Origin of the sequence: Streptococcus mitis SK1080, assembly GCF_000220085.1 — a bacterium.
GTDB classification, from domain to species: Bacteria; Bacillota; Bacilli; order Lactobacillales; family Streptococcaceae; genus Streptococcus; species Streptococcus mitis_K.
Genome location: NZ_AFQV01000029.1, coordinates 13,096 through 39,121, shown reverse-complemented (window position 1 = coordinate 39,121; position 26,026 = coordinate 13,096). Strand labels below are relative to the sequence as shown.

Below are 26,026 nucleotides of genomic sequence, written 5' to 3'. Positions count from 1 at the left end.
CCTAAAACTGTCCCTTCCGTGTTGTTTCGTAGTCTAGTGATTCTTTGAAGAGGTCAGCTAGTCCAGTTACGTCTTGATTCGCGAGGAGTTCCATATAATGCGCCCTTGAGTCTTTTGAGACGATGATAGGAGCGTTTAGATACTTCATAGCTAGGTACATGAGTAAAAGGCGCCCTGTACGGCCGTTGCCGTCGCTAAATGGGTGAATCCGTTCAATCTGGATATGGGTATCTGCTAAAATCTCTAAGATTTCTTTTTCATTCTGAGCATGATCTAAGCGATAAGCAGTATTATCCGCCCATTGCATCATCAGGTAGGGCGTTTCTGCTGGGCTAGCCGTTTGAAATTCCGCCCCGATAATAGCATTTTGAACTTGCTTAAATTGTCCGCGATCATGTTGCAGTCTATCCACTAATAAGGCGTGAAAATCTTGAACCAGCCCCACAGTAAGGGCTTGATGGTTTGCCAATGAGTCTAAGAGATAAGAAAAGGCCTGTTTATGGTTTTCAATCTCATAAAACTCACGAATACTTTTGCCATTGCGTGGCAAGGTGCTTTCTAAGATAATACTGACGGTTTCGGGTAGAGAAATAGTGTTTCCTTCGATACCGCTAGAATGGTAGGCCATGCGTACCAGTATATCGTCCAGATAGTCTTGAGCGTAGTCCATGATTCTCCTTTCTATTTGTCAATTTTGCCGTTTTTTGCGCTTTAGTCTGTAAAATCGGCTTTCTATTTTTCAATTTCCCCTGTTTTTGCACAATAGACCATGAAAAGATGGTTGCTATTGGCGGATATGGGGGAGTTTTTAATTTACAATGATTTCGCCAACAGGGATAAAATCTTTTTGTTTTGAAGATTTTGCGATTAAGTCGTATTGATCAGCGGATTTTTCATATCCAAGGGAAAGAGTAGTATTGTCGTCTGGTAATTTTTTAGCAAACTCAGATATAGACATCCGAAATACGGTAATTGCATTTTGCTGATTAGTTGTAGCAGAATTTGAATTGATTGCGTCCATAGTCTCTTTTGCGCTATCTTTAGCCGTTCCAGTTAGCAAAATTATGATTGTATCATGCGGTTCGGATGAATCTGAATCGATTACGTTATTTTGAATTTTTACGCTTATTGCGCCAGTTGATTCAGGATCTAATTTTGATTTGATTTCAGAAATTAGATTGTCGTATTTACTGTTATCTACTTTGGTTTTAACGTTTGTTGAAGTAGTGTTTTTTTGCTCAGTTTTTGGTTGCTCCGAGCTATCTTTGGTAGCTGATTGATTGTTAGAGCAAGCTACTAGAACGGTAGCAGAAAGTAAAATAGCTGATGTGCTTAGTAATTTTTTCATAAGTAGTCTCCTATATGCTGATGTTTTAAAAGATGGGGAATTTTTATAGAATCTTCTCAAAAACCATTGTGGCTTGAATACGGTCGCCACCGCCTAAACCTTTACTTCCCCCATTGGCGGTTGTGATTGTATGCAGGCGATAACCTTTTGAAGCTTGTTTATTGATAACATCTTCTAATTCTGTAAGGTTTCCTGATCCAGTGCCGAAAAACTTTTCTTTCAAAGTTACCTGAAGGACAACGTAGTGTAGTCCATTTACTCCAGATGCAGTAGAAAAGCTTCCTTCTTGTTTTACAGTGTCAAAAAATCCCATGTGAGTTACTCCTTTTTGTCGTCTCTTTCAGATAGTTTTTTTACTAAATCAAAAGCTATTTTTTTATCATAGTCATTTAAAGAAATATAGTTGATTAAAATATCTGCAAAATTTGTATTTTTCTCTTTATCAGCATTTATTAGTTCTTCAATTGTAAACATATACAATGGGCTATGATTAAGCAATCCTTTTCCAAAATTGTCATACTTTACAGGATTATTTATATGTTCTTCAACGTTTTTATACGCTGAACCAAGTTCATTTATTTTTTTAATATCTATGTTATTGACTATTTTTTTAAATTCGTTACTTTGGATTATTTTTAAAATATTTTGTTCATCTTCATGTCCCAATAAGTGGCCAACGCTTACCCCAAAGTGGTTAGCGAGTAGCTGGGCTTTATCTGGTTTGATAGTATGTTTATTATTTTCCCAATTAGATATCACCATTTTGGATATTGGTTTTTCGTTTTCTTTTAGTTCTTTATTTATTATTTGAGCTAATTCATCTTGAGTTATTCCCTCTTTGGTTCTTAGAATCTTTAGCCTATTTTTTATTGTTGACATTTTATCACCTCAGTTAAATTATAACCGCTAAAAAAACTTTTGTAAAGTTTTTATTTATTTTCTCTTGACAAGTAAAGAAAAACATTATATACTTGGTCTAAGTAAAGATAAACTTTACAAATAAGAAAGGAGGGAACTGTATTGCTTATCACCTCAACACAAGCAAAAGCAATTCGCCGAAAGCAAGCGGACAAGAATTTGACTGCTAAAAGAGCCAGCGAGGAAATTGGAGTGAATCCAATTACTTACAGGAAAATCCGAGACGGAGGCGAAGTAAAGCCTAGCATTTACCAAAAAGCCATGCAGTGGCTTGCTGAAGATTATTAGAAAGGAGCGAACCAATCGTAATACTACTCTACATTTATAGATTTCTCATGTGGTGCTTTACCACTGGAGATTGATAAACGGATCTAGCTAAATATTTGCTTGCTACCTATAGCAGTATCAAGGGTTTGTAGGGGTTCATATTCTCCGATTTTACCCTACTTTAATGCTTTACCTTGGTACTGTTTTAGGTGGCAAGCACTGACAAAAGAAGAAAGGAGTGAACCAATGGAACTGGTTTACATGGACGGCAAGAAAGAGCCGTATACTACGAGCGAAATCATCTCCGAATGTGCTGAAGTAAAGCACGATACAGTACAAAGTTTAATAAGAAATCATCAAGAGGATTTTGAAAGTTACGGAATAATCGGATTTGAAATCCGTAAATTAGATAGACGAGGGCGACCGATGAAAATCTATCGTTTGAATGAACAACAGGCTACATTGCTGATTACTTATCTAAAGAATACCGAACCAGTACGGCAATTCAAAATGAACCTAGTCAAAGCATTCTTTGAAATGCGTGATGAACTTTCTAAACGCTATCTTCAAAGAGAACTGGAAAAGCCAAAGCGCAAGACCTTAACCGAAGCTATCAAATCATGGGAGAAAGCGCCCAAGCATGCCTATAGTACACTTACAAATTTACTGCTAAAGGGAGCTACAGGGAAAAACAAGTCTCAACTCATGCAAGAGCGAGAAAGTGGAAATGGTATTGACAGTTTAACCAGTGATGAACTGACAAACTATCAGCGTTTGGAAGATATGGCAATAGCGATGATTAACTTGAATAGGGGATATTCAGAAATTAAGGAATTAATTTTTAAAGTATAGGAGTATAGAAAATGGAAAATGAATTTAAGACAGTTATAAATGCCAAAGGGTTAGAAATTCCTAAGTATTCCAAGGATTTTAAAAAGCTAGTTGAGAAAGACAGACAACTAGCCGAATATCTTTGTATGAACTACGAGGATTTGGACAGTGAAGACCTTGGCGCATTTCTTGAAACGGTGGAGCAGGGGTTCAGCTGGATTCTGGATCTTATCGAAAGTAAAGACTTGCTTTATAAACCACAGTCAGGTAGTAGTCATGCAAAAAGAAAATAAAAAAATCACTTGCTCAAATTTTAGACGAGGCGAGCAAGCGACAAGATTAATGATATAGAAATTTTTTCTATGATCTGATTATAGCAAAAAATATCTATTCTATCAAATATCTAAAGAAAAACCGAAGAGCAGGCAAGCAATTAGAAAAGGTTTTGAAATCAAGCGCTGACAGGGTGATTCTAAGGCCTTGTTTAGCTGAAAGATGGGTAATTACTCACGAAACACCACTACAAGCGTTCGCCAACTTGGGGCAATCGCCCAGCGTTTGGAGTGGTGAAGCATACCATATAGAAAACAGGCAAGAAAAAGGACAAGGAAAGGCTAATGGAGAAAAATATGACTCTAGACCTAGACAACATGACACGATCAGAATTTGACAAGCTAATGACTAAAATCAAGGATAGACATCCGTACCTCTTTCAGTTCATCATTGACTTTTTAGATGATAAAGTAACTTCTGAAGAGGTGTACGACTTTCTGAAGATGAAGCGAAGCTATCAAGTAAATTATATCAAGAATTACAAAGCGAGGGCATGACATGAATGAATTAGAATTAAGCAATACGCAGTCTATTGTCTTTACTTTGCTACTGCTTGGCCTACTACTTTATCTAAACCGCCGAGACCGCAAAAAAAGCGCCCAAATCGAGCGAGAGAGTATACAGACGATAGAAACACCTAGCGAGGATTTAAACCCTGATTATGGGCGATATATTCAGCTTGGAATGGTTAGTAAAGGGGACTAAGTATGTTTAGTTTGAGTAAAGAAAGCGAACACGATTTAACCAATAGAATAAGCACAGTAGTAGAAAACTATCTAGCAGTCCGAGAAAGACCTAAACCACGACTAACTGGTTTAATATCAGCACAAGAAGCTATGGACGAGTTAGATATAAAATACAAAACCTTGCAAAAGTGGGAAGGTGCAGGACTAAGACGCTACCAACCACCACTAGAAGATACTAGAAAAGTCTATTACAAAGTTACGGATATTTTGAAGTTCCTGGGGGTAGATGATGGCAAAGACTAAAATATATTTTTGGTTAAAAGTTGATAAGAAATTTTTTGATAATCTTTTTATTAAACGACTTAAAAATATGCCTGGTGGCTACACTATGACAGTGATTTATATCCGTCTTATGTTGGAAAGTTTAGAAGATGATTGTATTTTGTACTATGAAGGATATTTTGATAGTTTGGTACAGGAATTAGCTTTAAAACTAGATGTTTCTGAAGATGATATAAATATGACAGTTGCATATTTTACAAAATGCGGACTAATTCAGATCGATGATGATGGCCATGCTACATTATCGCAAGCAAAAGCCATGGTTGAGAGTGAAACAAACTGGGCGAAATATAAGCGAGACCAAAGAAGAAATAGTCAAGATATACCAAAATTGGAGAATGTCCAAAGTAAAGAGACTTTTTCCAACTCATGTCCAACAGAGATAGAGAAAGAGAATAGAGTTAATAGTAAGAGTAATAATTTATATTTAGATAATATATTGTCGGGAAATCCCGACTTCACTTTTCCTACTTGGCTTGAAGAAACAGCTATAAAAGATTTAGAGAAAACAAAATATAAAGAACTTTGGATTCCTATTATTTATCTGAATCAAGTAGCTAATAAGAGGTATAAGTTTGTTGATAAGACAAAAAGGCTTTTACTAGCACGATTCAAAGAAGGCTATACACTTGAAGATTTTAAACAGGTGATAGATATTAAAACGGCAGAATGGAAGGATAGTCCTGAATTTTCTAAATATCTGAGACCTGAAACACTTTTCGGGTCTAAGTTTGATGGTTATTTGAATCAAAAGCCCAAAACAATAAAAGGGAAGTCTGAAGATAACTTCCCAGACCTACCATTTTAGGAGTTGCAAAGATGAAGGAACAATTTAAAGAGTTCAATAACAAAAAAATATCAGATAAAGTTTGTGATATTCATCAGGTAAATTACTGGGAGATTTCTATACCTGTAGTAGGGAGTTCAGAAAGGAAAATACAACCATTTTGCCCGGAGTGTGTGAAGGGGGAGATTAAACAAAAAGAGGAAGACCTATTACAGAGGTTTGATGCTAGACAAACATATTTTAAAACTTATGATGTATTAATGCGTGATAGTACAATTCTTAAAGAGTTAAAGGGAGCGACATTTGATAATTTCTTTGTTAAGACTACAGAGGAAGGTCAGATGTTAGAGTTTGTAAAAGGGCAAGCCCAGAAGTACCTTGCAGGTATGACGGGAAATACTTTAATTAGCGGTAGCACAGGAATAGGAAAAAGTCATTTATCGCTTGCCCTGGCCAAAGAAATCAATGAGAGTTTCAGAGAGAAGAACGAGCCTAAGAGTGTATTGTTTGTCAGCTTAACCGAGATTATCAAGCAGATAAAAGAAGGGTGGGCTTATGGAAGAAATGCAAACTTAACAGAGTATGAGGCAGTTAAAAAGCTAGTCGATGTTGATTTTCTAATCATCGATGACCTTGGGGCAAAAAATGGAACAATCACTCCTAAGAGTGACTGGGAACAGGATTTCTTGTTTGATATTATCAATAATCGAGAAACTACGATTTTCAACACGAATCTAGATAGCAGTGAATTGCGAATGGTTTACAACGCTAGAAACTCAAGTAGAATTTTGAAAGGTTTAGAAGGGAACACTTTTAAGGCTTTCACAATCAAAGATAAGCGATACACGATTAACACAGTGAGAGGAGAGAAAGGTTAATAGATATGGATGAAATGAAATTTTCAACAGAAAAAGGCTTTATTGTCTACGAAAAATGTGGTATAATAGAGATAGAAAAAGTTCCAAGATTTGGAGAGATAACTTTAGTCTACTCAGATGGTAAATTTACTCATCTAGTCAAAAAAGAAACTAAAAAATAAGTCTATTGAGAACAACTCAGGGGCATACCGTAAGCATATGATGCTAGTGGTATGCCCTTTTTGCTTGAGAAGAAAGGAGGTGAAGAAGATGACGGTAGATACTTCATTAGGGTATGTGGTAGCTAGTAAGTTTTCTATTGATCCAGAAAAAAGACAGAAAATATTTTCAAAATGTAAAAATGAAGATAGCAGTTTAGAAAGTGGGAAACACGAAATACTAGAGAAATATGCTGACGAAAACACAAAATCAACAGTTAGAAAAAATGATTTTAAAAGCTCGTAGAGTTCTAAAAGAAAAGCTAAGAGCTAAGAATTTTAGAAAAAATTATAAACAACGAGGAGCAATAAAGAGATAAAGGAGTATAAAATGGCTAAAAAATTTAGTTTGGTAGAAAAGTATGTAAGAAGTAGAGGAATGAGTATTGATGATGAAAAATCAAAAACAGGTTTAATATTATCACAAGATATAACAAGTATCTATGACGTTCCTGAAGAAGGAAAAGAATTAGTGGATCTTGTTAATGTGATTGAGTATACGGGTACTGGTGGGACATATGAAACTGTAGGTTTTGATGATGAACATCTATCAGAACTTGAATCAGAAGAGTTTAGAGATAGTAAAAGTGTAGAACTTAGAAAAAAACAGATTAGAACCAAGTTTGAACACAAGACATTTTCAGGCCGTATTTCCTTATCGTCTGAACAAGTTGATGATGGAGAATATAATATATCAGACTTCTTAAGTAACAAAATTACCCGTCTTTGTCGTAAAACTCGTAATATTGAAATTGGAAAAATTCTAAAAGAAGCACCTGAAAAAAATGTTTCTAATTTTGACGAATTGAAAGATACAATAAACGATTTGAATCCCGAACGTCATAATACTCTTGTATTAAGTCAGTCACTATTTAAGTTTTTAGATAAAGAGAAATCTAGCGATGGAAATTATATTTTAAAAATTAACAAGAAGGAACAATACTCAGAAAACTTATACGTTGATGATGTTATTGTTGTATCTGATGAAGTACTAGGAGTAAAAGGCGATAAAGTTGCTTTCGTTGGGGATTTGTACAATTTCGCTACTTTATTTGAAAGAAATAAAAATAGCTTACGTTGGGTAAGTGAATCCGTTATTTATGGAATGAGTTTAATGCTTTATACTCGTTTCGTTGTGAAGAAAATTGAAACGGATTGCGCTTTCTTTATAAAATGGAATTAGGAGATAGGGGATGGATATTAGAGAAGTATTATCAACATTAGAAAATCTTGATGATAAAAAAGATAAGATTGCAAAAGCAAGAACAAAGTTGGAAGAAAAAAGAAAAACAATTACTGGAGAGAAGAAGATTTCATTTGATAATATTGATTCTTTTCTTGAGGATAATGCTACTTCTTTAGAACAAATTACTAAAATGAGTGAATCAATCAATCTTTTAGAGAAAGAATATGATACTTATTTTTGGGAGGCAAAGGCAGCGATATTTGAATATATCTTTAAAGAGACTAAGCGAAGAGCTGAAGAAAAGAAAATATATAAACGTTACCAGAAGAAACTTAGGATAATTTTAGATGCCTACGATGAAATTCAAGCACTAAAGAAAGATGTAGAAGAAATACATAAAGGCGTAGTTGGAGAAATAACTCAGGAGCATTCTCTTGCAGTATATCGGACAGAAGTAAATCCAACAAGTATCCTTCCGTTCTTAAATCCTGATGTCAGTGGGCATATGAATTTTTCTAAGGAATATCGTGAGATTAAAGAGTATTTAGGTAAAGAGTAATTCATTAGAAACAAGGCTGATTTGAATATCAAGAAATTGATAGCTATATCAAAAATGGCCTTGTTTTTAATTTCAGTAAATTAGTTTCACAAAATGAAGAAAGCATAAACTAAAACAGAGTATAGGCTTGGAAGCTATGTATATCAGTAAGTTACAGAATGGGGTGAGTTTCACAGAATGTAAGATATGAGAAACTGGGGGGATAAATTAAAGAAATTTCCCTTGAACTTGTCATACTGAAGAGTTGTCCAACTTAAAACAATGATACCTGGTAAGTGGAGTGTTGAAAGGCTTTTAAGCTTTTGTCAGTTTGACAGAATGCAAGATAAGAAAATTTTAAAATTGAAGTGGAGGTACTTGACTATGTATGAACTGAGTAACAGAGACCTAGACGGGATAGATATTGAGTTAGGGCGATATAGAACGATTGCTAATAAAATTTATTTGAGAAGACAGGAACTGATACATAATAAGAAACATAGTGCTGAAGATTATACAGGTGGTAAAGGAAAGAAAGTGTCAAGTCCTACTGAAGCAACCATCATTAGAATTGAAGAAGACGAAACACTAAGATATTTAGAAGGCTTCAAACTAGTTGTAGATACCTTGATGGAAAACTTAATTGAAAGTGATCTAGTCATTTTTAAAATGAGATTTTTAGAAGCTGGTATGACCTGGGAAGACGTGGCAGAGAAACTAAATAAAACTACTCGTTATATAAATAGTCGAAGAAAAGTAATCGCTAAAAGATTTATAGAACTGAAAGGATATTGACTCCCCCCCACGTTGAAAAAAATTTTTTGAATACTTTGGGAACCGGTGAAGGGAACTTTTTCCAAGTCGGAGGCCTCCAAATAAAAAGGGGGTAAAAACTAATAGATTTAGGATGAAAGGCTTATTTTTAAGAAAAATTATAGAAAGCTTCAAATAAATTGTTACAAGGGATATATTTTAATTGGCAACCCTGAAAATAAAAAAGATTGACATCTAATTTTTAATGTTTTATAATGCATATGAAGCTATTATTAATAAATACAAAATTCTTAACTACTCATAATAAAACATATTGCTTAAAACAAAACATATTGCTTAAAACAAAACATATTGCCTAGAATAAAACATATTGCTTAGAATAAATCATATTACTAATTAAGAAACGTATTGCATATAATCAATTAAATTGTAGAGTTTTGACTAGATTAATAATAAAGGTAGCTTCGTTAGACGTATTTAATACGTGAATTTTATTCTAAGAGGTTTTAAAAATGGTCTATAATTTTTTAAAAGTAATTTCAATAGTTGGAATATTTTTTATGATATTTCTCGTCAGCATAGGAGTACCAACATCGTTAGTCTTAATATTGCTGACTTTGTACGTGCTTGCTCTTTTAGTAATTATTATAGTGATAACTATTATAGACAGTGACGATAATGACAAGTAATCATTACTGTTTATCCCTCAGAAAATTATCTGAGGGTTTTTCTTTGTGTCTTATGGCTATGCTGTGGAAGATATGCTATAATATTACCAGGTAATAAAAAAGCACGTTTGACCGTGCTAGTTTCTTGCCTGCTGAACTCATCAATATTACGCCCTTTTTAGGGCTTTTTTTGTGGACTTTTTTAGGAACTTTCAAGAAAAACTAAGGCGAATTAATGCCAAAGTGTTTTTTAAAAAAAGTCAGTATTTCCAATGGTTGAGCCTTAAAAATTTGACTTATAGAGTCTTAAATGATAGTATAGTCAAAGATAGTCAAGGTTTAAAGAGAGAGGTGGGTTTGTAATGAGATTTAAAAATACATCGGATCATATTGAGGCCTACATCAAGGCGATTTTAGATCAATCTGGTATCGTGGAGTTGCAACGTAGTCAGTTGGCAGATACCTTTCAGGTTGTTCCTAGTCAGATTAACTACGTGATCAAGACACGCTTTACGGAAAGTAGAGGCTACTTGGTTGAAAGTAAGCGTGGTGGCGGAGGTTACATTCGTATAGGGCGGATTGAGTTTTCTAGTCATCATGAAATGCTCAGGGAGCTACTTTACTCAATTGGTGAGCGGGTCAGTCAAGAAATTTATGAGGATATTCTGCAGCTTTTGGTTGAGCAGGAATTGATGACCAAGCAGGAGATGAATTTGCTAGTATCAGTAGCTTTGGATCGTGTTCTAGTAGAAGAAGCTCCAGTTGTTCGTGCAAACATGCTACGACAGATCATACAAGAGGTAGATAGAAAAGGGAAGTAAGATGAACTATTCAAAAGCATTGAATGAATGTATCGAAAGTGCCTACATGGTTGCTGGCCATTTTGGAGCTCGTTACCTAGAGTCTTGGCACTTGTTGATTGCCATGTCTAATCACAGTTATAGTGTGGCAGGGGCAACTTTAAATGATTATCCATATGAGATGGACCGTTTAGAAGAGGTGGCTTTGGAACTGACTGAAACGGACTATAGCCAGGATGAAACCTTTACGGAATTGCCGTTCTCCCATCGTTTGCAGGTCCTTTTTGACGAAGCAGAGTATGTAGCGTCAGTGGTCCATGCTAAGGTGCTAGGGACAGAGCACCTCCTTTATGCGATTTTGCATGATGGCAATGCCTTGGCGACTCGTATCTTAGAGAGAGCAGGTTTTTCTTATGAAGATAAGAAAGATCAGGTTAAGATTGCTGCTCTTCGTCGAAATCTAGAAGAACGTGCAGGCTGGACTCGTGAAGACCTCAAGGCTCTACGCCAACGCCATCGTACAGTAGCTGACAAGCAAAATTCTATGGCTAATATGATGGGCATGCCCCAGACTCCAAGTGGTGGTCTCGAGGACTATACGCATGATTTGACAGAGCAAGCGCGTTCTGGCAAGTTAGAACCAGTCATCGGTCGGGATAAGGAAATCTCGCGTATGATTCAAATCTTGAGTCGGAAGACAAAGAATAATCCTGTCTTGGTTGGGGATGCAGGTGTCGGGAAAACAGCCTTGGCGCTTGGGCTCGCTCAGCGTATTGCTAGTGGGGATGTACCTGTGGAAATGGCTAAGATGCGCGTGTTGGAGCTTGATTTGATGAATGTCGTTGCAGGGACACGCTTCCGTGGTGACTTTGAAGAACGCATGAACAATATCATCAAGGATATTGAAGAAGATGGCCAAGTCATCCTCTTTATCGATGAACTTCACACTATCATGGGTTCTGGTAGTGGGATTGATTCTACATTGGATGCGGCTAATATCTTGAAGCCAGCCTTGGCTCGTGGGACTTTGCGAACAGTTGGTGCGACCACTCAGGAAGAATACCAAAAACATATCGAAAAAGATGCCGCCCTTTCTCGTCGATTCGCCAAAGTGACGATCGAAGAGCCAAGCGTGGCAGACAGCATGACTATTTTACAGGGTTTGAAGGCGACTTATGAGAAACATCACCGTGTACAAATCACAGATGAAGCGGTTGAAACAGCTGTTAAGATGGCCCATCGTTACTTGACTAGCCGTCACTTGCCAGACTCTGCTATCGACCTCTTGGATGAAGCGGCAGCAACAGTGCAAAATAAGGCTAAGCATGTGAAAGCAGACGATTTTGGCTTGAGTCCAGCTGATAAGGCCTTGATGGATGGCAAGTGGAAACAGGCAGCCCAGCTAATTGCAAAAGAAGAGGAGGTGCCTATCTACAAAGACTTGGTGACAGAGTCTGATATTTTGACTACCTTGAGTCGCTTGTCAGGTATTCCAGTTCAAAAACTGACTCAAACGGATGCTAAAAAATACCTGAATCTGGAAGCTGAACTCCACAAACGTGTTATCGGGCAAAATCAAGCTGTTTCAAGTATTAGCCGTGCCATTCGCCGCAACCAGTCAGGGATTCGCAGTCACAAGCGCCCGATTGGCTCCTTTATGTTCTTAGGGCCTACAGGTGTTGGGAAGACCGAATTAGCCAAGGCCCTGGCAGAAGTTCTCTTTGATGACGAATCAGCCCTTATCCGCTTTGATATGAGTGAGTATATGGAGAAATTTGCAGCCAGCCGTCTCAACGGAGCTCCTCCAGGCTATGTGGGCTATGAAGAAGGTGGGGAGTTGACCGAGAAGGTTCGCAACAAACCCTACTCTGTTCTCCTCTTTGACGAGGTAGAAAAGGCTCACCCAGACATCTTTAATGTTCTCTTACAGGTCTTGGATGATGGTGTCTTGACCGATAGCAAGGGCCGCAAGGTTGACTTTTCAAATACCATTATCATCATGACGTCAAACCTTGGTGCGACAGCCCTTCGTGATGACAAGACTGTTGGTTTTGGGGCCAAGGATATTCGTTTTGACCAGGAAAATATGGAAAAACGCATGTTCGAAGAGCTGAAAAAAGCTTATAGACCGGAGTTTATCAACCGTATTGATGAAAAGGTGGTCTTCCATAGCCTGTCTAGCGACCATATGCAGGAAGTGGTGAAAATTATGGTTAAACCTTTAGTGGCAAGTTTGGCTGAAAAAGGTATTGACTTGAAATTACAAGCTTCAGCCCTGAAATTGTTGGCAAATAAAGGATATGACCCAGAGATGGGAGCTCGTCCACTTCGCAGAACCCTGCAAACAGAAGTGGAAGACAAGTTGGCAGAACTTCTTCTTAAGGGAGAATTAGTGGCAGGCAGCACACTTAAGATTGGTGTCAAAGCAGGCCAGTTAAAATTTGATATTGTATAAAAATGGAGAATCAGGAGCAATCTTGATTCTCTTTTTTGCTACTTTTTTATAAAAAACAATAAAAAACTATTGACAAAACAAAAATATAGTTTATAATAAAAACATATATAACAAAAATATCAAAAACTATAAAAAGGCAATGCGTTTATGAAAAAGAAAACAGCAGTGGTATTTGGAACCTTTGCTCCACTTCATCAAGGACATATCGATCTGATCCAGCGAGCGAAGCGGCAGTGTGACCGGGTCTGGGTTGTCGTTTCAGGATATGAGGGAGATAGAGGGGAGCAGGTAGGCTTAACGCTTCAAAAAAGATTCCGCTATATCCGAGAGACATTTCGTGATGACGAGTTGACCTCTGTCTGCAAATTAGATGAAACCAATCTTCCTCGTTAACCTATGGGCTGGCAGGAGTGGTTGAATCAGATGTTTGCAGAGATTTCCTATGATGAAACCCAGCAAGAACTAATTTTCTTTGTGGGAGAAGCAGACTACCAGCAAGAACTATCTAATCGTGGCTTTGAGACTGTCTTGCAAGAAAGAAAGTTTGGTATCTCAGCGACTATGATTCGAGAAAATCCAAGCAAATATTGGAAATATATTGCTCAACCCTTCCGACGTCAGTTTACAAAGAAAGTGTTGATTATGGGAAGTGCTAGCAATGGGAAGACCACTCTAGCCAAGGATTTGGCAAGGTATTACGATGCACCAGTCAGCTTGGAATACGCACGTGAGTACCAGATCAAAAACAATGTCCGCGATGATGAATTGACCCCAAAGGATTATTATTATCTCCTGTTGGGGCAGTATGACCAGACCTCTAAGTTAATTGACAGCAATGCCAATAGGGGACTGGTGATAGCAGACACCAACTCCTTAGTAACCAAGGGCTACTATGATTATTATATGGAGACTGAGGATCGAGGAGACTTATCGGGAGAGACTTTTGATAATCTCTTTGCCTCGATCTTGGCTAAGGAGAAATGGGACTTGATTCTCTTTGTGCAACCTGTCGGTTCCTATGTCAATGACGGATTTAGAGATATGACCATGGCGGAAGACCATATTCGTCATAGTTTTTCACAACATTTGGATCAGATGAGGGAGCGCTACTTAGCAAACATTCCACTAGTTTATCTAGCAGAGGATTATCTAGGAAATTATGAAACAGCAAAAGTGGCTATTGATGCCATTTACCAAGCAGATTAGGAGAAAATTATGAAAAAATTAACTGAAAAAATCACACAATTTATCGAAAACTTTAAAAATGTCCATGCGGAAGCCCGCAAGATCGGTTTTGCAGGAATCATGAACCTGCTCTGGAAAGATCTCTTTGTCGGCCGTAGTCTTTTCCAGTGGTTGTATCTCATCGTCCTGTCAAGTGTTCCCTTGATCTTGGAATTCACGCAAAATACAGAAAGTCATGACTGGATGAGCTTGTTTGCATCTTGGACTGGGATTGTCTGTGTTATCTTGGTAGCAGAAGGGCGTGCAAGTAATTATCTCTTTGGGGCCATTAACTCTGCTATCTATTTGATTTTGGCCATGAATGCGACTTTTTATGGCGAAGTTTTGACGACAGTTTACTTCTTTGTCATGCAGCCGATTGGCCTCTATGCTTGGCTGTCCAACCGTATTAATGACCAAGGAAAAGCAGAAGAATCTCATTTTGAAGCTAAGAAATTATCTGTGCTTGACTGGCTCAAGTACTTGGCTTTGACTGCTATCATTTGGATTGGTATGGGCTTGGCCTACCAAAGTATCCATAGTGCTCGCCCTTTCCGTGATAGTGTTACCGATGCGACCAATGGTGTCGGTCAGCTCTTGATGACACGTCTCTACCGTGAGCAATGGATTTTTTGGATTGCAACCAATCTCTTTAGTATCTATCTCTGGTGGGGTGAAAATATCCATATCCAAGGGATGTACTGGGTTTACACACTCAATAGTCTAGTAGGTTGGTACCAATGGACCAAGGCAGTTCGTAAGGAGGCATAAAATGGCGGACACGATGATTCCAGCAGGGATGACAGAGAGAGAATATTTTGAAATCCATGCAAGTCAGGAAGAGTTTTTAGACTGGTACTACAAGCAGGAACTCCCTCAATACGAAAAACCAAGTGTGACGGTGGATATGGTAGCCTACTGCTTTGTTGAAGGAAAAATCAAGCTCTTATTAATTCGTCGCAAGGCTCACCCTTATCAAAATTGTTTAGCGCTAGTTGGAGGATTTATGGACAAGGGCGAAGATGCTGCGCATGCCTGTCAGCGTGAGGTTAGAGAAGAAGTCAATCTCGATCTTCCTTTGGAAAAAATCGAGCAATTGATGACCGTATCGACCCCAGGCCGTGACCCACGGGGCTGGACAGTGACCATTGCCCACTTGGTTTATTTGCCTAGTCGTGCATTAGAACTTGTTCAAGCAGGAGACGATGCCAAGGATGTCGTTTTCGTAGATGTCGATTTTCAGACAGGCAAGTGCTTCTTAAAGGGAGTAGAGTTGGAGGAGCAAGCCTTCGCTTTTGACCATTATGCCATTATCCAAGAATCCATCAAACGAATCCAAGGCCGTCTCGACTGGAATCCGACCTTCCTTTATCTGCTGGAGGAGGAGTTCACTGTCTACGAAGGAACTGAACTGGTCAATCTTATCAACCCCGGTCGTCCAATCGTCAGCAATAACTTTCTCGTAAAATACGGAGAATATGTAGAAGAAGTCGGACTCAAACGAGTACCTAAAAAGAAACCAAGAAAAACCTATCGATTGAAATAAAAGAGTCTGGGACAAAAAGATTTTGATTTTAGGAATTCTTTATTATAAATTTTAAAAATCGATAGATTAGACAAAAAAGCGAACAAGACAGAATTCTGAGTGTCAGATAACTCGTTTTGTTCGCTTTTTATATTTAAGGCTAGACTTTTGTCCCAGCCTCTTATTTTATACTTATACTTGGGTTAAAAATTCTTCTGTAGTAAGAATTTGAGCAAACTCATCTTGTAGAGAAAGGAGATTAATCTCATGGATAGTCTCAGGAGAGATGGCCTGACCGTTTTTGTTAGATAGGGTAAAACTGGCAGTAGCATCTGCTAGTAAAGTGACTTCAAAACCAAGATTTGCTGCCATTCGTGTCGTAGTAGATACACAATGAGGCAGGGTCAAACCAACAACGACTAAATGACAAATCTGATTTTTTCGTAAATATGTTTCAAGATTTGTTCCAATGAAGGCGCTATTAAGCGTTTTTTGAAAGACAGGTTCTGCAGTAACTGGCTCAAATCCACTTTTAAACACCTGATTTTGTTTGTTATGAAATTGCGACTGGGGATTGTCAGATATGTGTTGAACATGTAAGACTGGAAGAGCGTGTTTACGAAAGTATGCCAGTACCCTCAGTGCTTGATGTTCAGCTTGAGGGTTGTTCCGTTCTCCCCAGATAGGGTTATCAAATGCTTTTTGCATATCGATAATCAGTAGAGCAGTATGAACCATTTTAAGCCTTATCCAACTGCAAGAGAACCTCAATCTCTGTCAGAGTGCTAGCTTGTGAAATGGCTCCACGGAGTTTGGCTGCACCAGATGTTCCACGGAGGTAGTGAGGAGCGAGGCCACGGAATTCACGAACTGCGACGTTTTCCCCTTTGAGGTTAATCAATCGTTTTAAGTGTTCGTAGGCGATTTTCATCTTGTCCTCAAAGGTCAAATCAGGGAGAATTTCTCCTGTTTCAAAGTAATGGTTGATTTGGTTGAAGAGGTAGGGATTTCCCATGGCTGCACGGCCAATCATGACTGCGTCAGCACCAACTTCTTCGATACGCTGTTTGGCTTCTTGGACTGTACGGATGTCACCGTTGGCGATGAATGGAATCTTGGTCAAAGCTTGAGCTACGTTGTGCAGGGTCTCAAGGTCTGCGTGGCCTGTGTACATTTGTTCACGGGTACGGCCATGCATGGCAAGGGCAGAAACGCCTGCAGCTTCAGCAGCAAGGGCATTTTCTACTGCCAGAGATGGGTCGGCCCAGCCGGTACGCATTTTGACAGTAAGTGGAATATCAAGGACAGATTGGACCTTGTTGATAATAGAGTAGATCTTGTCTGGATCCTTGAGCCACATAGCGCCAGCTTCGTTCTTCACGATTTTGTTAACAGGGCAGCCCATGTTGATATCCACGATATCGGTTTTGGTGTTTTCTTGGATAAATTCTGCTGCGCGTGCTAGGCTGTCTTCATCACTACCAAATAATTGGATAGAAACAGGGTTTTCGCCCTCATCGATATGAAGCATATGCAAGGTTTTTTCATTGTTGTATTGGATTCCCTTGTCAGAGACCATTTCCATGACAACGAGTCCAGCTCCGAGCTCTTTTGCAATAGTACGAAAGGCTGAGTTGGTGACACCAGCCATAGGTGCTAAAACAGTACGATTGGGAATCTCAACATTGCCAATCATAAAAGGTGTATTAAGATTTGTCACGAATGAGTTCCTCCAGGTCGTTTTCATCAAAGTTGTAAGTAGTTTGGCAGAATTGACAAGTGATTTCTGCTCCGTGGTCTTCCTCTTTCATTTCCTGTAAGTCTGAGCTTGGAAGGCTGGCAAGAGCATTCATAAAGCGCTCATGGCTACAGTCACATTGGAAACGGATCTCTTCTTCAGAAAGACGCTTGTAGGCCTCGTCACCGTAGATAGCTTTGAGGAGGGCTTCGATATGGTCTTCACTTTCGAGAAGGGTTGAGATAGCTGGCATTTCTTGGATGCGTCTTTCAAAGCGAGCAATCTCTTCTTCCTTGGCTCCCGGCAAGACTTGAACTAGGAAACCACCAGCAACCTTAACCTTGTCTTCTTCGTCCAAAAGGACATTGAGGCCGACTGCAGAAGGGGTTTGTTGGCTTTCTGTTAGGTAGAAAGCAAGGTCTTCCCCAATCTCTCCAGAGATGAGTGGGGTCAAGGAAGTATAAGGATTTCCAATGCCGTAGTCTGTGATAACGAGAAATTGACCATTTCCAACAAAAGGTCCGACTAGAACTTCACCAGTTGCGGTCTTTTTAATGTCAACACCAGGATTTTGAACGTAACCTTTGACATTCCCCTTGGTATCAGCGACGGTGATGATAGCACCTAGAGAGCTAGATCCCAGCACCTTAACTGTTAGTTTGGTATTTCCTTTTTCATTGGCTGCGAGAATCTGGCTAGCGATAAGAGTTCGACCAAGCGCTACAGTTGAGCTGGCTTGGGTTTGATGTTTTTCTTGAGCAGTGCGGACGGTTTCTGTGCTATCAAGGACAAAAGCACGAAAGGCTCCGCTTTCTGATATAGTTTTAATAATTTTATCCATAGCTACTATTTTAGCATAAAAATGCCCAAAGGGGGAGCCGTGTGTTTGTTGATTTTTAGGATAATGGACCAGAAAATCAGCAGGAAAATAAAAAGAGAAACAGATTATTTCAGCATTTGTAAGATTTATGCTATGCTTAAGGTAGAAAATGAAAGGGGTAACAAATGTATTTAGGAGATTTGATGGAGAAAGCCGAGTGTGGTCAATTTTCAATCCTTTCCTTTCTATTACAAGAGTCTCAGACGACTGTCAAGGCTGTAATGGAGGAAACAGGATTTTCAAAAGCAACCCTAACCAAATATGTCACCCTACTCAATGACAAGGCTTTGGACAGTGGCTTAGAGCTGACTATTCACTTAGAAGATGAAAATCTGCGTCTATCGATCGGTGCAGCGACCAAGGGGAGAGATATTCGGAGCCTGTTTTTGGAGAATGCTGTTAAATACCAGATTCTTGTTTATCTTCTCTACCACCAACAGTTTTTAGCCCATCAGCTGGCTCAAGAATTGATGATTAGTGAGGCTACGCTTGGTCGCCACTTAGCTAGTTTGAATCAGATTTTGTCAGAATTTGACTTATCCATCCAAAATGGACGTTGGCGAGGTCCAGAGCATCAGATTCGCTATTTCTATTTCTGTCTTTTCCGCAAGGTCTGGTCCAGTCAGGAATGGGAAGGTCACATGCAGAAACCAGAGAGAAAGCAGGAGATTGCCACTTTAGAAGAAATCTGCGGTGCAAGTTTGTCTTCGGGTCAGAAATTGGACTTGGTTCTCTGGGCTCATATCAGTCAACAGCGTCTTCGGGTTAATGCTTGTCAGTTCCAAGTGATAGAAGAGAAAATGCGAGGGTATTTTGACAATATTTTCTACCTTCGTTTGCTGAGAAAGGCTCCGTCCTTTTTTGCTGGACAACACCTTCCTCTAGGAACTGAGGATGGGGAGATGATGATTTTCTTCTCTTTCCTCCTATCTCATCGCATTCTTCCTCTTCATACTATGGAATATATCCTTGGTTTTGGAGGGCAGTTGGCCGATTTGCTGACACAGTTGATTCAAGAAATGAAGAAAGAGGAGTTGCTAGGCGGTTATACAGAGGACCATGTCACCTATGAACTTAGTCAGCTTTGTGGTCAAGTCTATCTATACAAGGGCTATATTTTACAGGATCAGTACAGATATCAGACAGAGAATCGTCATCCTTATTTGTTGATGGAACATGATTTTAAGGAGACCGCAGAAGAGATTTTTCATGCTTTACCTGCTTTTCAGCAGGGGACGGATTTGGATAAGAAGATTCTCTGGGAATGGCTGCAGTTAATCGAATATATGGCTGAAAATGGTGGTCAACATATGCGGATTGGTCTTGATTTGACATCTGGTTTTCTTGTCTTTTCAAGGATGGCAGCCATTTTAAAACGGTATTTGCAATACAATCGTTTTATCACCATTGAAGCCTATGACCGAACTCGGCATTATGATTTGCTGGTTACCAATAACCCGATTCATAAGAAGGAACAGACCCCAGTTTATTATTTAAAAAACGACTTGGATTTGGAAGATTTGGCAGGGATTCGTCAGTTATTATTCACTTAAAAGGCTTGGTTGTTCCAGGTCTTTTTTGTGAAATTTACACAATCTCCTCACATTTTTTTAAAAATTAAAAAAAGTTGATAAACAAGAAAGCGCTTTATTTTGTATACTAGTTACTGTAAAGAGGAAACATCCTCAAGATCTTTATCAGGAGGACAGCACATGTCACAAGAAAAATACATTATGGCCATTGACCAGGGAACTACAAGTTCTCGTGCTATCATTTTCAACAAAAAAGGAGAAAAAGTTAGCTCGAGTCAAAAAGAGTTTACCCAGATTTTCCCTCAGGCAGGTTGGGTAGAGCACAATGCCAATGAAATTTGGAACTCTGTTCAGTCAGTTATTGCTGGTGCTTTCATCGAAAGTGGTGTCAAGCCAAATCAAATCGAAGCAATTGGGATTACCAACCAACGTGAAACAACTGTCGTCTGGGATAAGAAAACAGGGCTCCCTATCTACAATGCTATTGTTTGGCAGTCACGCCAGACAGCACCTTTGGCTGAGCAACTAAAAAGCCAAGGTTATGTGGAAAAATTCCATGAAAAGACTGGTTTGATCATCGATGCTTACTTCTCTGCGACCAAGGTTCGTTGGATTTTGGACCATGTCGAAGGCGCTCAAGAGCGAGCAGAAAAGGGTGAATTGCTCTTTGGTACCATCGATACTTGGTTGGTTTGGAAATTGACTGACGGTGCGGCTCACGTGACGGACTACTCAAATGCAGCTCGTACCATGCTTTATAACATTAAAGAACTTAAATGGGATGATGAGATTTTGGAAATCCTCAACATTCCAAAGGCTATGCTTCCGGAAGTTCGTTCTAACTCTGAAATCTACGGTAAGACAGCCCCATTCCATTTCTATGGTGGAGAAGTGCCAATCTCAGGTATGGCTGGGGACCAACAAGCAGCCCTCTTTGGACAGTTGGCCTTTGAACCAGGTATGGTCAAGAATACTTATGGAACAGGTTCTTTCATCATCATGAATACTGGTGAAGAGATGCAGTTGTCTGAGAACAACCTATTAACAACCATTGGTTACGGAATCAACGGCAAGGTTTACTATGCCTTGGAAGGTTCTATCTTCATCGCAGGAAGTGCCATTCAATGGCTTCGTGACGGTCTTCGCATGGTTGAAAATTCACCAGAATCTGAAAAATACGCTCGTGATTCTCACAACAATGATGAAGTTTATGTCGTTCCAGCCTTTACAGGTCTAGGTGCTCCATACTGGAACCAAAACGCTCGCGGTTCTGTCTTTGGTTTGACTCGTGGAACAACTAAAGAAGACTTTATCAAGGCAACTTTGCAATCTATCGCTTATCAAGTGCGTGATATTATCGATACGATGCAAGTGGATGCTCAGACAGCTATCCAAGTCTTGAAAGTGGACGGTGGTGCAGCTATGAACAATTTCCTCATGCAGTTCCAAGCTGATATTTTGGGAATCGATATCGCACGCGCTAAAAACTTGGAAACAACAGCTTTAGGGGCAGCTTTCCTAGCAGGTTTGTCAGTAGGCTACTGGAAGGATTTGGATGAGTTGAAACTCTTGAACGAGACAGGAGAACTCTTTGAGCCATCTATGAACGAATCTCGCAAGGAACAACTCTACAAGGGCTGGAAGAAGGCTGTGAAAGCAACCCAAGTCTTTGCGGAAGTAGACGACTAATACTGGAAGAATAAAGCGACTTAGTTAGAAAGTGTGTAAATATGGAATTTTCAAAGAAAACACGTGAATTATCAATTAAAAAAATGCAGGAACGTACCCTGGACCTCTTGATTATTGGTGGAGGAATCACAGGGGCTGGTGTAGCTTTGCAGGCAGCAGCTAGTGGTCTAGATACTGGTTTGATTGAAATGCAAGACTTTGCAGAAGGAACATCTAGCCGTTCAACAAAATTGGTTCACGGAGGTCTTCGTTACCTTAAGCAATTTGACGTAGAAGTAGTATCAGATACGGTTTCAGAACGTGCAGTGGTACAACAAATTGCTCCACACATTCCAAAACCAGATCCAATGCTCTTGCCAGTTTACGATGAAGATGGAGCGACCTTTAGCCTCTTCCGTCTGAAAGTAGCCATGGATTTGTACGATCTTTTGGCAGGGGTTAACAATACGCCTGCTGCAAACAAGGTTTTGAGTAAAGAAGAAGTCTTGGAACGCCAGCCAAACTTGAAGAAAGAAGGTTTGGTAGGAGGTGGGGTTTACCTTGACTTCCGTAACAACGATGCACGTCTCGTGATTGAAAACATCAAACGTGCCAACCAAGACGGTGCCCTCATTGCCAACCACGTTAAAGCAGAAGGTTTCTTATTTGACGAAAGTGGCAAGATTACAGGTGTTGTAGCTCGTGATCTCTTGACAGACCAAGTCTTTGAAATCAAGGCCCGTCTGGTGATTAACACAACAGGTCCTTGGAGTGATAAGGTACGCAATTTGTCTAATAAGGGAACCCAATTCTCACAAATGCGTCCAACTAAGGGAGTTCACCTAGTCGTGGATTCAAGCAAGATCAAGGTGTCACAGCCAGTTTACTTTGACACAGGTTTGGGTGACGGTCGTATGGTCTTTGTTCTCCCACGTGAAAACAAGACTTACTTTGGTACAACTGATACAGACTACACAGGTGATTTGGAACATCCAAAAGTGACGCAGGAAGATGTAGATTACCTACTTGGTATTGTCAACAACCGCTTCCCAGAAGCGAACATTACCATTGATGATATCGAAAGTAGCTGGGCAGGTCTTCGTCCATTGATCGCAGGCAATAGCGCTTCTGACTACAATGGAGGAAATAACGGTACAATCAGTGATGAAAGCTTTAACAACTTGATTGCGACTGTTGAGTCTTACCTCTCTAAAGAAAAAACTCGTGAAGATGTTGAGTCTGCTGTCAGCAAGCTTGAAAGCAGTACTTCTGAGAAACATTTGGACCCATCTGCAGTTTCACGTGGTTCGAGCTTGGACCGAGATGATAATGGTCTCTTGACCCTTGCTGGTGGTAAAATCACAGACTACCGTAAGATGGCTGAAGGAGCTATGGAGCGTGTGGTTGACATCCTCAAAGCAGAATTTGACCGTAGCTTTAAACTCATCAATTCTAAGACTTACCCTGTTTCAGGTGGAGAATTGAACCCAGCAAATGTGGACTCAGAAATCGAAGCCTTTGCGCAACTTGGAGTGTCACGTGGTTTGGATAGCAAGGAAGCCCATTACCTAGCAAATCTTTACGGTTCAAATGCACCGAAGGTCTTTGCCCTTGCTCATAGTTTGGAACAAGCGCCAGGCCTCAGCTTGGCAGATACCTTGTCCCTTCACTATGCAATGCGCAACGAGTTGGCTCTGAGCCCAGTTGACTTCCTTCTTCGTCGTACCAACCACATGCTCTTTATGCGTGATAGTTTGGATAGCATCGTTGAGCCAGTATTGGATGAAATGGGACGATTCTATGACTGGTCAGAAGAAGAAAAAGCAGCCTACCGTGCGGATGTAGAAGTAGCTCTTGCTAACAACGATTTAGCAGAATTAAAAAATTAAGAAAAAATAAAAGAGGTGGAGGGCAGGAATCCTTGTCGCCCGCCCCTTCTTTTTAATGGAGACAGAAAGATGATGAATGAATTATTTGGAGAATTTCTAGGGACTTTAATCCTGATTCTTCTAGGAAATGGTGTTGTTGCAGGTGTGGTTCTTCCAAAAACCAAGAGCAACAGCTCAGGTTGGATTGTGATTACTATGGGTTGGGGGATTGCAGTTGCGGTTGCAGTATTTGTATCTGGCAAGCTCAGTCCAGCTCATTTAAACCCAGCTGTGACCATCGGTGTGGCCTTGAAAGGTGACTTACCTTGGGCTTCCGTTTTCCCTTATATCTTAGCCCAGTTCGCAGGGGCTATGCTCGGTCAGATTTTGGTTTGGTTGCAATTCAAACCGCATTATGAGGCAGAAGAAAATGCAGGAAATATTTTGGCTACTTTCAGCACAGGACCAGCCATCAAAGATACAGTATCAAACTTGATAAGCGAAATCCTTGGAACTTTTGTATTGGTCTTGACAATCTTTGCTTTGGGTCTTTACGATTTTCAGGCAGGTATCGGAACCTTTGCGGTGGGGACTTTGATTGTCGGTATCGGTCTGTCACTTGGTGGGACAACAGGCTATGCCTTGAACCCTGCGCGTGACCTTGGACCTCGTATCATGCACAGTATCCTTCCAATTTCAAACAAGGGAGACGGAGACTGGTCTTATGCTTGGATTCCTGTTGTGGGACCTGTTATTGGTGCAGCCTTGGCCGTGCTTGTATTCTCACTTTTCTAATTTGGAAAACAACTATGTTGATAGAGCTTGGGATGAAAATCTCAGGCTTTTTTATGTGAAAAATCTCACTTTTGTTTTCTGCTATTTTATGCTAAAATATTAAAAATCAAATTTTAATTCTAAAGTTGGTAACTAAGATGGGAGAGCTATATGTCTAATTCATTTATCAAGTTGTTAGTCTCTCAATTGTTTGCAAATTTAGCAGATATTTTCTTTAGAGTAACAATCATTGCTAACATATACATTATTTCAAAATCAGTAATTGCCACGTCACTAGTTCCCATTTTAATAGGGATATCCTCTTTTGTTGCGAGTCTTTTAGTTCCTTTAGTTACTAAAAGGATAGCGCTAAATAGGGTTTTATCTTTATCTCAATTTGGAAAGACCATATTATTGGCGATACTGGTAGGGATGTTTATACTAATGCAATCAGTAGCGCCTTTGGTGACCTATCTATTTGTTGTTGCAATTTCAATATTAGATGGTTTTGCAGCACCTGTTTCCTATGCTATTGTGCCACGCTATGCGACCGATTTGGGTAAGGCTAATTCAGCCTTGTCAATGACTGGTGAAGCTGTTCAGTTAGTGGGTTGGGGATTGGGTGGACTCTTATTTGCAACAATTGATCTGTTACCTACCACGTTTATCATTTTAATATTTTATATCATTTCTAGCTTTTTGATGTTATTTCTTCCTAACGCTGAAGTGGAGGTGTTAGAGTCAGAAACTAATCTTGAAATTTTGCTCAAAGGTTGGAAGTTAGTTGCTAGAGATCCTAGATTAAGACTTTTTGTATCAGCAAATTTATTGGAAATTTTTTCAAATACGATTTGGGTTTCTTCCATTATACTTGTTTTTGTAACTGAGTTATTAAATAAAACGGAAAGTTACTGGGGATATTCTAATACAGCATACTCTATTGGTATTATAATTAGTGGCTTAATTGCTTTTAGGCTATCTGAAAAGTTCCTTGCTGCTAAATGGGAAAGTATTCTTTTTCCTCTTGTAGCTATGGCAATAGTGACACTGACTATTCTATATTTTCCAAACGCACAGATGTTTTTATTATTTTCAGCTTTAGTTGGTATGTTATCGCAACTAAAAGAAGTTCCTGAAAGTGTATTTCTTCAGGAAACAGTAGAGGAAAATCATTTGGTTAATGTCTATTCCGTTCTTGAAGTGATTTCGACATTAGCATTTTCAGTATTTGTTTTGCTAATGAGCTATATTACTGAGACTTTTGGTATTAGCATCAGTTTTTGGCTATCAGCCATTTGTCTGATGATAGAAGCTATTTTAATTTATATCAGACGAGATTATTTTAAATGAGAGACTGGTTAAAAAGTCTTGAAAAATTAGAAAAGCGCATAGTATCAGGTGTTGAAAAAACTTGATATTGTGCGTTTTATTATGGAAAGATTTACTTCATTTTCTCCTAAAATTGAGTTTTTGCCCAGGAACACTCTATTTGAAATATTCATAGAAAAACTGCATAATCTTTAAAATTAGCTTAAATGCAGTGAAAATGTACGGTAAACAATTGAAAAATTACCCTAAAAAATGGTACAATGGTAGAAAAATACTATAGTAAGAGTTCATCTTATTTAACAAAAATTACAGAAATGAATGGTTTTTCTTGATGAAACAGAGAAAAGAATTGTACCTCTTTCTTGGTCGGACAGCCTTGTATTTTCTTATCTTTCTAGGGCTGCTTTACTTCTTTAGCTATCTTGGCCAGGGTCAAGGAAGCTTTATCTATAATGAATTTTAACTTGAAGGAGAATCCCT

Annotated in this window: 30 protein-coding genes and 1 pseudogene; 24 read left to right on the top strand and 7 right to left on the bottom strand. The window is 39.1% G+C overall.

The window, feature by feature from the left end:
* Position 1: 1 nt before the first annotated feature.
* The 4 genes from HMPREF9957_RS11685 to HMPREF9957_RS11670 all read right to left on the bottom strand — a co-directional run bounded on the left by HMPREF9957_RS11685 (position 2) and on the right by HMPREF9957_RS11670 (position 2,227).
* On the bottom strand, positions 2 to 670 hold the full coding sequence (locus HMPREF9957_RS11685; protein WP_000384213.1) for a Fic family protein: 669 nt from the start codon (positions 668 to 670) through the stop codon (positions 2 to 4).
* A gap of 138 nt (positions 671 to 808) precedes the next feature.
* Positions 809 to 1,348 carry a hypothetical protein gene (locus tag HMPREF9957_RS11680; protein ID WP_000735521.1) on the bottom strand — a complete coding sequence of 180 codons (540 nt, stop codon included), beginning with the start codon at positions 1,346 to 1,348 and terminating at the stop codon, positions 809 to 811.
* A 43-nt stretch (positions 1,349 to 1,391) separates the two neighbouring features.
* A complete protein-coding gene (locus HMPREF9957_RS11675; RefSeq protein ID WP_000505375.1) occupies positions 1,392 to 1,661 on the bottom strand; it encodes a DUF4177 domain-containing protein in 270 nt (89 codons plus the stop codon).
* A 5-nt stretch (positions 1,662 to 1,666) separates the two neighbouring features.
* Positions 1,667 to 2,227, bottom strand: coding sequence for a helix-turn-helix domain-containing protein (locus HMPREF9957_RS11670; protein ID WP_000104074.1), 561 nt, complete (start codon positions 2,225 to 2,227; stop codon positions 1,667 to 1,669).
* Positions 2,228 to 2,368: 141 nt separating this feature from the next.
* Here HMPREF9957_RS11670 and HMPREF9957_RS11665 point away from each other — a divergent pair, with 141 nt between their 5' ends.
* The 18 genes and pseudogenes from HMPREF9957_RS11665 (at position 2,369) to HMPREF9957_RS11590 (ending at position 15,778) form a co-directional block, all read left to right on the top strand.
* The gene (locus HMPREF9957_RS11665) at positions 2,369 to 2,554 is read left to right on the top strand and encodes a hypothetical protein (RefSeq protein WP_000909284.1); all 186 of its coding nucleotides are present in this window, start codon (positions 2,369 to 2,371) and stop codon (positions 2,552 to 2,554) included.
* Between the two features lie 225 nt (positions 2,555 to 2,779).
* Positions 2,780 to 3,385, top strand: coding sequence for a Rha family transcriptional regulator (locus HMPREF9957_RS11660; protein WP_000424685.1), 606 nt, complete (start codon positions 2,780 to 2,782; stop codon positions 3,383 to 3,385).
* Positions 3,386 to 3,396: 11 nt separating this feature from the next.
* Positions 3,397 to 3,657 carry a hypothetical protein gene (locus HMPREF9957_RS11655; RefSeq protein WP_000426656.1) on the top strand — a complete coding sequence of 87 codons (261 nt, stop codon included), beginning with the start codon at positions 3,397 to 3,399 and terminating at the stop codon, positions 3,655 to 3,657.
* A 336-nt stretch (positions 3,658 to 3,993) separates the two neighbouring features.
* On the top strand, positions 3,994 to 4,194 hold the full coding sequence (locus tag HMPREF9957_RS11650; protein ID WP_025170731.1) for a hypothetical protein: 201 nt from the start codon (positions 3,994 to 3,996) through the stop codon (positions 4,192 to 4,194).
* A gap of 1 nt (position 4,195) precedes the next feature.
* Positions 4,196 to 4,402, top strand: coding sequence for a hypothetical protein (locus HMPREF9957_RS0102755; protein ID WP_001003823.1), 207 nt, complete (start codon positions 4,196 to 4,198; stop codon positions 4,400 to 4,402).
* Positions 4,403 to 4,404: 2 nt separating this feature from the next.
* Entirely contained in the window at positions 4,405 to 4,686 is a 282-nt protein-coding gene (locus HMPREF9957_RS11645; protein ID WP_000492116.1) for a hypothetical protein, read from the top strand.
* On the top strand, positions 4,673 to 5,533 hold the full coding sequence (locus HMPREF9957_RS11640; protein WP_001140522.1) for a conserved phage C-terminal domain-containing protein: 861 nt from the start codon (positions 4,673 to 4,675) through the stop codon (positions 5,531 to 5,533). Before HMPREF9957_RS11645 ends, HMPREF9957_RS11640 begins: the two co-directional genes overlap by 14 nt.
* A gap of 11 nt (positions 5,534 to 5,544) precedes the next feature.
* Positions 5,545 to 6,390 carry an ATP-binding protein gene (locus HMPREF9957_RS11635; RefSeq protein WP_000662891.1) on the top strand — a complete coding sequence of 282 codons (846 nt, stop codon included), beginning with the start codon at positions 5,545 to 5,547 and terminating at the stop codon, positions 6,388 to 6,390.
* Between the two features lie 5 nt (positions 6,391 to 6,395).
* Entirely contained in the window at positions 6,396 to 6,551 is a 156-nt protein-coding gene (locus HMPREF9957_RS13370; RefSeq protein WP_000344069.1) for a hypothetical protein, read from the top strand.
* An 88-nt stretch (positions 6,552 to 6,639) separates the two neighbouring features.
* The gene (locus HMPREF9957_RS11630; protein ID WP_000215269.1) at positions 6,640 to 6,834 is read left to right on the top strand and encodes a hypothetical protein; all 195 of its coding nucleotides are present in this window, start codon (positions 6,640 to 6,642) and stop codon (positions 6,832 to 6,834) included.
* Between the two features lie 69 nt (positions 6,835 to 6,903).
* Positions 6,904 to 7,770 (top strand): phage major capsid protein, encoded by an 867-nt coding sequence (locus HMPREF9957_RS11625; RefSeq protein ID WP_303659946.1) that lies wholly within the window; start codon positions 6,904 to 6,906, stop codon positions 7,768 to 7,770.
* A gap of 10 nt (positions 7,771 to 7,780) precedes the next feature.
* Positions 7,781 to 8,332: a hypothetical protein gene (locus HMPREF9957_RS11620; protein ID WP_000354588.1), complete on the top strand. Its 552-nt coding sequence runs from the start codon at positions 7,781 to 7,783 to the stop codon at positions 8,330 to 8,332.
* Positions 8,333 to 8,695: 363 nt separating this feature from the next.
* The gene (locus HMPREF9957_RS11615) at positions 8,696 to 9,106 is read left to right on the top strand and encodes a DUF722 domain-containing protein (RefSeq protein WP_004242811.1); all 411 of its coding nucleotides are present in this window, start codon (positions 8,696 to 8,698) and stop codon (positions 9,104 to 9,106) included.
* A 1,009-nt stretch (positions 9,107 to 10,115) separates the two neighbouring features.
* A complete protein-coding gene (locus HMPREF9957_RS11610) occupies positions 10,116 to 10,574 on the top strand; it encodes a CtsR family transcriptional regulator (protein ID WP_001211280.1) in 459 nt (152 codons plus the stop codon).
* Between the two features lies 1 nt (position 10,575).
* On the top strand, positions 10,576 to 13,008 hold the full coding sequence (locus HMPREF9957_RS11605; protein WP_001109665.1) for an ATP-dependent Clp protease ATP-binding subunit: 2,433 nt from the start codon (positions 10,576 to 10,578) through the stop codon (positions 13,006 to 13,008).
* 147 nt (positions 13,009 to 13,155) lie between these two features.
* Positions 13,156 to 14,214 (top strand): annotated as a pseudogene (locus HMPREF9957_RS11600) (AAA family ATPase).
* A 9-nt stretch (positions 14,215 to 14,223) separates the two neighbouring features.
* On the top strand, positions 14,224 to 15,003 hold the full coding sequence (pnuC, locus tag HMPREF9957_RS11595; RefSeq protein WP_000736871.1) for a nicotinamide riboside transporter PnuC: 780 nt from the start codon (positions 14,224 to 14,226) through the stop codon (positions 15,001 to 15,003).
* A gap of 1 nt (position 15,004) precedes the next feature.
* On the top strand, positions 15,005 to 15,778 hold the full coding sequence (locus HMPREF9957_RS11590) for an NUDIX domain-containing protein (protein WP_000785866.1): 774 nt from the start codon (positions 15,005 to 15,007) through the stop codon (positions 15,776 to 15,778).
* 171 nt (positions 15,779 to 15,949) lie between these two features.
* On the opposite strand, the gene HMPREF9957_RS11585 is transcribed toward HMPREF9957_RS11590, so the two are convergent.
* The 3 genes from HMPREF9957_RS11585 to hslO are packed head-to-tail and all read right to left on the bottom strand — an operon-like array spanning position 15,950 to position 18,336.
* Positions 15,950 to 16,495 carry a cysteine hydrolase family protein gene (locus HMPREF9957_RS11585; RefSeq protein WP_000233709.1) on the bottom strand — a complete coding sequence of 182 codons (546 nt, stop codon included), beginning with the start codon at positions 16,493 to 16,495 and terminating at the stop codon, positions 15,950 to 15,952.
* Between the two features lies 1 nt (position 16,496).
* Complete coding sequence (dusB, locus tag HMPREF9957_RS11580; RefSeq protein ID WP_004242787.1) at positions 16,497 to 17,477, bottom strand: tRNA dihydrouridine synthase DusB; 981 nt, start codon at positions 17,475 to 17,477, stop codon at positions 16,497 to 16,499.
* Positions 17,464 to 18,336: an Hsp33 family molecular chaperone HslO gene (gene hslO, locus HMPREF9957_RS11575; protein WP_000357841.1), complete on the bottom strand. Its 873-nt coding sequence runs from the start codon at positions 18,334 to 18,336 to the stop codon at positions 17,464 to 17,466. The genes dusB and hslO overlap by 14 nt, the downstream gene beginning before the upstream one ends.
* 164 nt (positions 18,337 to 18,500) lie before the next feature.
* Here hslO and HMPREF9957_RS11570 point away from each other — a divergent pair, with 164 nt between their 5' ends.
* The 6 genes from HMPREF9957_RS11570 to HMPREF9957_RS11545 all read left to right on the top strand — a co-directional run bounded on the left by HMPREF9957_RS11570 (position 18,501) and on the right by HMPREF9957_RS11545 (position 26,009).
* Positions 18,501 to 19,928 carry an AcpB/EbpR/MafR family transcriptional regulator gene (locus HMPREF9957_RS11570; RefSeq protein WP_033685866.1) on the top strand — a complete coding sequence of 476 codons (1,428 nt, stop codon included), beginning with the start codon at positions 18,501 to 18,503 and terminating at the stop codon, positions 19,926 to 19,928.
* A 159-nt stretch (positions 19,929 to 20,087) separates the two neighbouring features.
* A complete protein-coding gene (glpK, locus tag HMPREF9957_RS11565; protein ID WP_000076786.1) occupies positions 20,088 to 21,596 on the top strand; it encodes a glycerol kinase GlpK in 1,509 nt (502 codons plus the stop codon).
* A gap of 41 nt (positions 21,597 to 21,637) precedes the next feature.
* Positions 21,638 to 23,464, top strand: a complete 1,827-nt coding sequence (glpO, locus tag HMPREF9957_RS11560; protein WP_000395884.1) for a type 1 glycerol-3-phosphate oxidase — start codon at positions 21,638 to 21,640, stop codon at positions 23,462 to 23,464.
* Positions 23,465 to 23,533: 69 nt separating this feature from the next.
* Complete coding sequence (locus tag HMPREF9957_RS11555; RefSeq protein WP_000980816.1) at positions 23,534 to 24,238, top strand: MIP/aquaporin family protein; 705 nt, start codon at positions 23,534 to 23,536, stop codon at positions 24,236 to 24,238.
* A gap of 150 nt (positions 24,239 to 24,388) precedes the next feature.
* Positions 24,389 to 25,567 (top strand): ryptide export MFS transporter, encoded by a 1,179-nt coding sequence (locus tag HMPREF9957_RS11550; RefSeq protein WP_000071444.1) that lies wholly within the window; start codon positions 24,389 to 24,391, stop codon positions 25,565 to 25,567.
* A 310-nt stretch (positions 25,568 to 25,877) separates the two neighbouring features.
* Positions 25,878 to 26,009, top strand: a complete 132-nt coding sequence (locus HMPREF9957_RS11545; RefSeq protein WP_000813667.1) for a teichoic acid D-Ala incorporation-associated protein DltX — start codon at positions 25,878 to 25,880, stop codon at positions 26,007 to 26,009.
* Positions 26,010 to 26,026 lie beyond the last annotated feature (17 nt).